The 9284-nt window shown below is 62.8% G+C and carries 8 protein-coding genes; 7 read left to right on the top strand and 1 reads right to left on the bottom strand.

The window, feature by feature from the left end:
* On the bottom strand, positions 1 to 1885 hold a 1885-nt coding region (locus WCE35_RS10155; protein WP_424593207.1), incomplete at its 3' end, for a 3-hydroxyacyl-CoA dehydrogenase NAD-binding domain-containing protein.
* A gap of 159 nt (positions 1886 to 2044) precedes the next feature.
* Between WCE35_RS10155 and WCE35_RS10150 the strand changes: the two genes are divergently transcribed.
* From WCE35_RS10150 to WCE35_RS10120, 7 genes are all read left to right on the top strand, one after another.
* A complete protein-coding gene (locus WCE35_RS10150) occupies positions 2045 to 2911 on the top strand; it encodes an IclR family transcriptional regulator (RefSeq protein WP_424593208.1) in 867 nt (288 codons plus the stop codon).
* A 69-nt stretch (positions 2912 to 2980) separates the two neighbouring features.
* Positions 2981 to 3778, top strand: coding sequence for an ABC transporter ATP-binding protein (locus WCE35_RS10145; RefSeq protein WP_424593206.1), 798 nt, complete (start codon positions 2981 to 2983; stop codon positions 3776 to 3778).
* Entirely contained in the window at positions 3775 to 4488 is a 714-nt protein-coding gene (locus tag WCE35_RS10140) for an ABC transporter ATP-binding protein (RefSeq protein ID WP_424593205.1), read from the top strand. The genes WCE35_RS10145 and WCE35_RS10140 overlap by 4 nt, the downstream gene beginning before the upstream one ends.
* Positions 4489 to 4499: 11 nt before the next feature.
* The gene (locus WCE35_RS10135; RefSeq protein ID WP_424593204.1) at positions 4500 to 5378 is read left to right on the top strand and encodes a branched-chain amino acid ABC transporter permease; all 879 of its coding nucleotides are present in this window, start codon (positions 4500 to 4502) and stop codon (positions 5376 to 5378) included.
* Positions 5379 to 5380: 2 nt separating this feature from the next.
* Entirely contained in the window at positions 5381 to 6394 is a 1014-nt protein-coding gene (locus tag WCE35_RS10130; protein WP_424593203.1) for a branched-chain amino acid ABC transporter permease, read from the top strand.
* Positions 6395 to 6572: 178 nt separating this feature from the next.
* On the top strand, positions 6573 to 7802 hold the full coding sequence (locus WCE35_RS10125; protein ID WP_424593202.1) for an ABC transporter substrate-binding protein: 1230 nt from the start codon (positions 6573 to 6575) through the stop codon (positions 7800 to 7802).
* Between the two features lie 160 nt (positions 7803 to 7962).
* Positions 7963 to 9192, top strand: a complete 1230-nt coding sequence (locus WCE35_RS10120; protein ID WP_424593201.1) for an ABC transporter substrate-binding protein — start codon at positions 7963 to 7965, stop codon at positions 9190 to 9192.
* The last annotated feature ends 92 nt before the right edge of the window (positions 9193 to 9284 follow it).

Below are 9284 nucleotides of genomic sequence, written 5' to 3'. Positions count from 1 at the left end.
CGTCGATATCGCTCGGCCGCGCCGCGATGCCCTCTTCCAGAATCCGCGCGCCTTCATTGATCATCGGATACATCATGCGCTCGAGGATTTCGTCGTCGCTGACCACGCGTTTCTTGCGGCCCATCCGCAGCAACGTCTCGTCGATCAGCTTCTCGACTTCCGGATCGGGCAGCGCCGCGCGCGACCCGCCTTCATACTTGTAGTAACCCTTGCCGGTCTTCTGGCCGAACCGCCCGGCCTCGCACAGCGCATCGGCGATTTCCGACTTGATGCCGCGGTCCTTGCGCGAGCGCCAGCCGATGTCGAGGCCGGCGAGATCGCCCATCGCGAACGGTCCCATCGGCATGCCGAATTTCGTCACCACCGCATCGACCTGTTGCGGCAAGGCGCCCTCGAACAACAGCTTCTCCGCCTGCTTGCCGCGCTGCGCCAGCATGCGGTTGCCGACGAAGCCGTCGCAGACGCCGACCACCGCGGGCACCTTTGCAATTCTGCGCGCGATCGATACGGCGGTGACCAGCGCATCCGGCGCGGTCTTGGCCGCCCGCACGATCTCGCACAGCTTCATCACATTCGCCGGTGAGAAGAAGTGCATGCCGAGCACGTCCTGCGGACGTTTTGTCACCTTGGCGATCTCGTCGATGTTGAGGTAGGAGGTATTGGAAGCCAGCACCGCGCCGGGTTTTGCAAACTTGTCGAGCGCCGCGAAAACTTCCTTCTTGACCGCCATGGTTTCGAACACCGCCTCGATGACGAGGTCGGCATCCGCCACGTTTTCCAGGCCGACCACGCCCTTGATCAGGCCCATGCGCTTGGCCGGCGCGTCCGCGGGGATGCCGCCGCGCGCCGCGGTGGCCTCATAATTCTTCTGCATCACGCCCATGCCGCGATTGAGCTGCTCCTCGCCGGTCTCGATCAAGGTCACGGGAATGCCGGCATTGGCGAACGACATCGCGATGCCGCCGCCCATGGTGCCGGCGCCGATGATGGCGACGCGCTCGACATTGCGCGGCTTTGTCCCCTCGGGCACGCCGGCGATCTTGGCGGCCTCGCGCTCGGAGAAGAAGGCGTAACGCTGTGCCTTGGATTGATCGCTCGACACCAGCTTGAGAAAACCCTCACGCTCCTTCTTCAGCCCCTCGTCGAACGGCAGGTCGATCGCCGCCCCCACCGCGTCGGCGGCGGCGAACGGGGCTTCCAGCCCGCGCGCCTTCTTGGTCATTGCCGCGACCGCGTTGGTGAAGATCGAGCGGTCGGCTTTCGCGGCGGCGAGCTTGGAGTCATCGTCGCGCAGCTTGCGCAGCGGACGCTTCTCCGCCAGCACCTTGCGGGCAAAGGCTTCGCCGCCGGACGCCGGGCCTTCGACGATCTCCTCGATCAGGCCGTTCTTCAGCGCGTCCGAAGCGCCGATCGGATCGCCGCCGACGATCATCTTGACCGCAAGCCCGGGGCCGACCGCGCGCGGCAGGCGCTGGGTGCCGCCGGCGCCCGGCAAGAGGCCGAGCTTGACTTCGGGCAGGCCGAGCCTGGCGTCCCTGGTGGCGACGCGATAGTGGCAGGCGAGCGCGACTTCGAGGCCGCCGCCGAGCGCGGTGCCATGAATCGCGGCGATGATCGGCTTCGGCGAGTTCTCCATCTCGGCCAGCACTTCATGCAGACCCGGCGGCTGCGGCGGCTTGCCGAATTCGGTGATGTCGGCGCCGGCGATGAAGGTGCGGCCGCCGCAGGTCAGCACGATCGCCTTGACTTCAGGATCGGCGATCGCGCGCTTGATGCCGTCGAAAATACCGCCGCGCACGGCGGCGCTCAGCGCATTGACGGGAGGGCTGTTGACCGTGACGATGGCAATGACGTCATGACGCTCGAGCTTTACGACTTCGTTCACGAGACTCTCCCTGGCTTCTTGTTCTTCGACTGCTTGTCAACTTGCGTCGCTTCAAGACCTTCGTCTATTTCGCACTGCGAAATTAAATTCCACATCTTGACAGCGAGGGTTATTTTGAAGCACCTCCGTTGTCAACGCGCTCCGCACACGCAGCAGGCCATGAAACGTCCAGGCAAGAAAGCGGCGACCGATCGCAGCTTCGTCGTCGCGCTTTCCCGCGGACTTGATGTGTTGCGCGCATTCCATCCCAATGACGGGCTGCTCGGCAATCAGGAGCTTGCGGCCCGCACCAATTTGCCCAGGCCAACCATTTCCCGGCTGACCTACACCTTGACCAAGCTCGGCTACCTTACACCCGTTCCGCGGTTCGAGAAGTATCAGCTTGCGCCATCTGCCATGGCGCTGGGGTATGCCGCGCTGGCCAATCTCGGCGTTCGGCATTTGTCCGAACCCTACCGTGAGGAAGTCATGCGCGAGACCGGCGGCGCGGTCGCGGTCGGCGGGCGCGACCGTCACCACATGATCTATTTCGGCCAAAGCCGTGACGGGCTGACGCTCGGCGTCCAGCTCGACGTCGGTTCAAGAATACCGATCGCGACCACCGCGATGGGACGGGCCTATCTTTGGGCACTGCCGGACGACGAGCGTGCCGCCTTGTTGCGCGAGCTCCGCGACCACTATGGCAGCCGCTGGTCGCGCATGCGCGACGGCATCGAGCGCGCCGGCGAGACGGTGGCCAAGCACGGCTTTACGATTTCCGCCGGCGAGTGGCAGGACGACGTGCATGCGGTCGGGGTTGCACTCAAGCTCAATGACGGAACCGGTCCGTACGCCTTCAATTGTGGCGCGCCCGCATTCCGCTTCACGGAAGATCGGTTGCGCGACGATATTGGACCTCGCCTTGTCGCGATGGTAAGGAAGATCGAGGCGGCGCTCGGCGGCGTGGCTCCGCAATCAAAAAAAGAACAAGGCAAAAAGCTGAAATCAGGAGGGAAAGTTGCGCGTTTGGACGAGGGGATCAGATAGCGTTCATCATGACCGGCGAAGCATTTCGCGCGGTCGCTCCCGCCGCGTCGATCGCGTGGGCGAGACGAGATGACGCAGGCACAGCTGGCGCAGGGACGAGATCCCCTGCTTGCGGTTCGCGACGTAAGCGTCGTGTTCGGCGGCATCGTTGCCTTGAACGGCGTGTCCTTCGACATGCAGCAGGGGCAGATCCTCGGCCTGATCGGACCGAACGGCGCCGGCAAGACCACGCTGTTCAATTGCCTGTCCAGGCTCTATCAGCCGAGCTCCGGCGACATCCTGATGGAAGGCCGGAGCATCCTCGGCCGTCCGCCGCACCGGATCGCCGAGATCGGCATCGGGCGCACCTTCCAGAACGTCGCCCTGTTTCCCAACCTGTCGGTGCTCGACAATGTTCGGGTCGGCACCCATGCCCGCACCTCCAGCGATATCATCTCAGACTCGCTGAAGCTCGCCTGGGTTCGCCGCGGCGAGGCCGAGGTCAACGCGAAGGTCCATGAAATCCTCGGCTATCTCGGCCTTGAGGACGTCGCCCACACCGTGGTTTCCGGCCTGCCCTTCGGCACCCAGAAGCGCGTCGAGCTGGCGCGCGCCTTGGCCGCGGATCCGAAGATCCTGCTGCTCGATGAACCCGCCGGCGGCCTCAACCACGAGGAGGTCCATGTGCTCGCCGACCTGATCCGCCGGATCCGCACCGAGCGGCACATGACCGTGCTGCTGGTCGAGCATCATATGGGCCTCGTGATGTCGATCGCTGACCACGTCGTCGCCCTCAATTTCGGCCGCAAGCTTGCCGAGGGAACGCCGGCCGTGGTTCAGGCCGACCCGGATGTGATCAAGGCCTATCTGGGGAGCAAGGACCAATGACCGCGATGCTCAACGTCAGGGATCTGCGGGCCTATTACGGCCAGGTCCAGGCGCTTCACGGGCTCTCCTTCGCCCTCAACGAGGGTAGCCTGACCACCCTGCTCGGCGCCAATGGCGCCGGCAAGACCACCACCTTGCGGGCGATTTGCAGCATGGTGCGCTCCACCGGCGCGATCGAATTCGAGGGCAAGCCGCTCTCCGGCCGCTCGACCGAGAATGTCGTCCGTCTCGGCATCGCGCATGTGCCGCAGGGCCGCGGCACCTTCACCACCATGACGGTGGAAGAGAACCTGCAGCTCGGCGCCATCACCCGCAACGACAAGGCCGGGGTGGTTTCCGACATCGAGCGCATGTACGAGCACTTTCCGGTGTTGAAGCAGCGTCACACCCAGCAGGCCGGCACGCTGTCGGGCGGCGAACAGCAGATGCTGGCGGTCGCCCGCGCGCTGATGCTGCGCCCGCGCCTGATGCTGCTGGACGAGCCTTCGTTCGGTCTGGCGCCGCTCGTGGTGCGCGACCTGTTCAAGATCCTCGGCAAGATCAATCGCGAGGACAAGGTCACCATCCTGGTGGTGGAGCAGAACGCGCAACTGGCGCTGGAACTCGCCGACCAGGCTTATGTGATCGAAACCGGACGGATCGTGATGTCGGGCGACGCCAGGGACATCGCCAACAACGAAGACGTCCGTAAATCCTATCTCGGCTACTGAGGAGCGCGGCCATGGAGCTTTTTACCAACCAGGTCCTGGCCGGCATCGCCACCGGCGCGATTTATGCCTGCATGGCGCTCGCCGTCGTCATGATCTATCAGGCGATCGACCATCTGAATTTCGCGCAAGGCGAGATGGCGATGTTTTCGACCTTTCTGTCGTGGCAGATGATGCAATGGGGCGTACCCTACTGGGGAGCCTTCCTGCTCACGGTGGCGATCTCTTTCGCCGGCGGCATCGTGATCGAGCGGCTGCTGTTCAAGCCACTGGCCAAGGCGCCGATCCTGACCAACGTCGCCGGATTCATCGCGCTGTTTGCGATCATCAACAGCGTCGCCGGCCTGATCTGGGATTTCACCATCAAGCAATATCCGACCCCGTTCGGCTCCTCGCCGTTCCTCGGCAGCCAGCTGATCTCGACCCACCAGGCCGGCATGATCGGCGTCACCGTGCTGCTCCTGATCCTGCTCTATCTGTTCTTCCAGTTCACCCGGATGGGGCTCGCGATGCGCGCGGCCGCCTCGCTGCCTGAATCGGCGCGGCTGGTCGGCATCAACACCTCATGGATGATCGCACTCGGCTGGGGCATGGCGGCGGCGATCGGCTCGATCGCCGGCATGCTGATCGCGCCGGTGGTGTTCCTGGAGCCGAACATGATGGGCGGCGTATTGATCTACGGCTTTGCCGCGGCCGTCCTGGGCGGCCTGACCAGCCCGCTCGGCGCCGTCGTCGGCGGCTTCCTGGTCGGCGTGTTCGAGAATCTCGCCGGGACCTACATTCCCGGCGTCGGCAACGAGCTGAAACTGCCGATCGCGCTGGCGCTGATCATCACCGTACTGGTCGTCAAACCGGCTGGGCTGTTTGGCCGGCCCATCGTGAAGCGAGTTTGATCATGAGCGCTGTTCAGGAAGTCGTCACCGAAGCCCCGGCCGTCGAGGCGGTTCCGAAGCGAGCCATGACCCTCGGCCTCGGCACCTCGCTGGTGGTGCTGGCGGCATTGGCCATCGCGCCGCTGTTGGTCAAGAACTTCATCATCTTCCAGATGACGATGCTTTTGATCTACGCCCTCGCGGTGCTCGCGCTCAACATCCTCACCGGCGGCAGCGGGCAGTTCTCGCTGGGCCAGAGCGCGTTTTACGCGGTCGGCGCCTATACCTCGGCGATCCTGATGGAACATGTCGGCATGAACTACGCGCTGACGCTGCCGATCGCGGGCCTCATCTGCTTCGCATTCGGCTTTGCCTTCGGCCAGCCGGCACTGCGGCTCTCCGGCGTCTACCTCGCGCTGGCGACGTTCGCGCTCGCCACCGCGATGCCGCAACTGCTCAAGCTTGGCTTCTTCGAGCACTGGACCGGCGGCGTGCAGGGTCTCGTGGTGACCAAGCCCGATGCGCCGTTCGGCCTGCCGATGTCGCAGGACATGTGGCTGTATTATTTCACGCTCGTGATCACGATCGGGATCTATCTCGCCTCGGTCAATTTGCTGCGGTCGCGTTCCGGCCGCGCTTTCATGGCGATCCGCGACAACGAGATCGCGGCCTCCGCCATGGGCGTCGACGTCGCGCTGTACAAGACGCTGGCGTTCGGCGTCAGCGCCGGGATCACCGGCGTCGCCGGCGGCCTCGGCGCGATCGCCGTGCAGTTCGTGGCGCCCGACGGCTACACCATCACGCTCGCGATTTCGCTGTTCCTCGGCATGGTGGTCGGCGGCGTCGGCTGGCTGCCGGGATCGATCGTCGGCTCCGCCTTCATCATCTTCGTGCCGAACATCGCCGAGGGCATCTCGAAGGGGCTCTCCGGCGCGGTGTTCGGCGTGCTGCTGTTCCTCGTCATCTTCCTCGTGCCGCACGGCGCCAGGCAGGTGGCGCTGGTTGCCCAGCAACTGGCCGGCAAGTTCAAGAGGTAACCCGGGGAAATACGGTCCCTTGCCGGGCCTGCTTGGTTAAAAATATGGCCCCCTGCGACCTCATCGCCGGGGGCTTTTTCTTGATGGCAACCCGGAGAAGGTATTGAATGCAAGTCAGGAGCCGGAAAGTGCTTCCAGTCAAGCAAGACACATTCAACCAAGCTTCAGGGAGATCCAAATGCCTGCAATTCAATTGCGACTGGGGGCCTTTTCGGCCGCCATCGCAGTGCTCGCCGCAACCAGCAGCGGCGCGCTGGCGCAAAAGAAATATGACATCGGCGCCACCGACACCGAGATCAAGATCGGCAACATCATGCCTTACAGCGGACCGGCTTCCGCCTATGGCGTGATCGGCAAGACCGAGGACGCCTATTTCCGCAAGATCAATGCCGAGGGCGGCATCAACGGCCGCAAGATCAACTTCGTCACCTACGACGACGCCTACAGCCCGCCGAAAACGGTCGAGCAGGCGCGCAAGCTGGTCGAGAGCGACGAAGTCCTGATCGTCTTCAATCCGCTGGGCACGCCGCCGAATACCGCGATCCAGAAATACATGAACGCCAAAAAGGTGCCGCAACTGTTCGTCGCCACCGGCGCCACCAAATGGAACGATCCCAAGGAATTCCCGTGGACCATGGGCTGGCAGCCCAACTACCAGAGCGAATCGCGGATCTACGCGCAATATATTCTCAGGGAGAAGCCGAACGCGAAGATCGCGGTACTCTATCAGAACGACGACTACGGCAAGGACTACGTCAAGGGCCTGAAGGACGGCCTCGGCGCCAAGGCGGCGTCGATGATCATCGTGGAGGAAAGCTACGAGGTGACGCAGCCGACCATCGATTCCAACATCGTCAAGCTGAAATCGCTGGACGCCGACGTGTTCTTCAACGTCACCACGCCGAAATTCGCCGCGCAGTCGATCAAGAAAATGGCCGAGATCGGCTGGAAGCCGATGCACTTCCTCAACAACGTTTCTGCCTCGATCGGCAGCGTCATGAAGCCGGCCGGCTTCGAGAATTCGCAGGGCATCATCTCCTCGGCCTACCTCAAGGATCCGACTGATTCGCAATGGAAGGATGATGCCGGGATGAAGGCCTGGAATGAGTTCCTCGACAAGTACTACCCCGAAGCCAATCGCGCCGATGCATCGGTGATGTATGCCTACACGGTCGCGCAGGGCCTCGCGCACGTGCTGAAGGCCTGCGGCGACGACCTCTCCCGCGAGAACGTCATGAAGCAGGCGGCAAGCATCAAAAATCTCGAGCTCGGCGGCCTGTTGCCGGGCATCAACGTCAACACCAGTCCCACCGACTTTGCCCCGATTTCGCAATTGCAACTCATGCGCTTCAAGGGTGACACCTGGGAGCGGTTCGGCGAGATTCTCAACGGCGACGTCGGCGGCTGATCCGTTAACCGGCTACTAAAGAAGCAGCCCCCCGCGCCGTGCGCGGGGGGCTTTTTGTTGTGACCGGCCCGCTAAAATGATAACCAGCGCGCCAGGCCCGCAACCGCTTTCGATCAAGAGGCCGGGAGGCGGATAAATTATCGAAGTGAGGGAGAGCGCAATGCCTGTTACATTAACCAAGATTAAAATCGTTTCGGCGGCGTTCGCCGTGCTGGCCGCGTCCAGCAGCGGCGCGCTCGCGCAGAAGAAATACGACACCGGCGCGACCGACACCGAAATCAAGATCGGCAACATCATGCCGTATAGCGGCCCGGCATCCGCCTATGGCGTGATCGGCAAGACCGAGGAAGCCTATTTCAGGAAAATCAACGCCGCCGGCGGCATCAACGGCCGCAAGATCAACTTCATCAGCTATGATGACGGCTACAGCCCGCCGAAGACGGTCGAGCAGGCGCGCAAGCTGGTGGAGAGCGACGAGGTGCTGTTCATCTTCAATTCGCTGGGAACGCCGCCGAATTCCGCGATCCACAAATACATGAACTCGAAGAAGGTGCCGCAGCTGTTCGTCGCCACCGGCGCCACCAAATGGAACGACCCCAAGGACTTCCCATGGACCATGGGCTGGCAGCCGAACTACCAGAGCGAGTCCCGGATTTACGCGAAGTACCTTCTGAAGGAGAAGCCCGGCGCCAAGATCGCCGTGCTGTATCAGAACGACGACTACGGCAAGGACTATCTCAAAGGCTTGAAGGACGGTCTGGGCGCCAAGGCGGCCTCGATGATCGTGATCGAGGATAGCTTTGAGACCACGGAACCCACGATCGACAACCACATCGTCAAATTCAAGTCGACCGATGCGGACGTGTTCTTCAATGTCACGACGCCGAAATTCGCGGCGCAGTCGATCAAGAAAATGGCCGAGATCGGCTGGAAGCCGCTCCATATCCTCAACAACGTCTCGGCGTCGGTCGGCAGCGTGATCAAGCCGGCCGGTTACGAGAATGCGCAGGACATCATCTCCGCGGCCTATCTGAAGGACGCTTCCGACAAGCAGTGGGACAACGATCCCGGCATGAAGGAATTCTATGCGTTTCTGGAAAAGGATTTTCCGGAAGGCAACAAGCTCGACGGCTCGGTCGTGGTCGGCTACGCGGTGGCCCAGACCCTGGTCGAGGTGCTCAAGAAGTGCGGCGACAACCTGACCCGCGAGAACGTCATGAAGCAAGCGGCGAGCCTGAAGGATTTCCGCACCGAGGTGCTCTTGCCCGGCATCAAGATCAACACCAGCCCGACCGATTTCGCCCCGATCAGCCAGCTTCAGCTGATGAAGTTCAAGGGCGAGAAATGGGAACTGTTCGGCGACATCGTGAGCGCCGACGTCGGCGGCTGAGCCGCCCGGTTACCCGAAATCAGCACTGACGCCCCCTGCGATACCTCGCAGGGGGCTTTTTGTTGCGAAGGTCTTTTTCCCCTGTATCAATG

The sequence above is a fragment of the Bradyrhizobium sp. genome (assembly GCF_049691595.1).
Lineage (GTDB): Bacteria > Pseudomonadota > Alphaproteobacteria > Rhizobiales > Xanthobacteraceae > Bradyrhizobium.
The sequence above is the reverse complement of the archived record's forward strand: the minus strand, read 5'-3'. Positions and strand labels throughout refer to the sequence as shown.

Bases quoted from the DNA above. Each gene is read 5' to 3' on its own strand.
- WCE35_RS10145 (WP_424593206.1), top strand. From the start codon at position 2,981: ATGACGCAGGCACAGCTGGCGCAGGGACGAGATCCCCTGCTTGCGGTT.
- WCE35_RS10150 (WP_424593208.1), top strand. From the start codon at position 2,045: ATGAAACGTCCAGGCAAGAAAGCGGCGACCGATCGCAGCTTCGTCGTC.
- WCE35_RS10135 (WP_424593204.1), top strand. From the start codon at position 4,500: ATGGAGCTTTTTACCAACCAGGTCCTGGCCGGCATCGCCACCGGCGCG.
- WCE35_RS10140 (WP_424593205.1), top strand. From the start codon at position 3,775: ATGACCGCGATGCTCAACGTCAGGGATCTGCGGGCCTATTACGGCCAG.
- WCE35_RS10120 (WP_424593201.1), top strand. From the start codon at position 7,963: ATGCCTGTTACATTAACCAAGATTAAAATCGTTTCGGCGGCGTTCGCC.
- WCE35_RS10125 (WP_424593202.1), top strand. From the start codon at position 6,573: ATGCCTGCAATTCAATTGCGACTGGGGGCCTTTTCGGCCGCCATCGCA.
- WCE35_RS10130 (WP_424593203.1), top strand. From the start codon at position 5,381: ATGAGCGCTGTTCAGGAAGTCGTCACCGAAGCCCCGGCCGTCGAGGCG.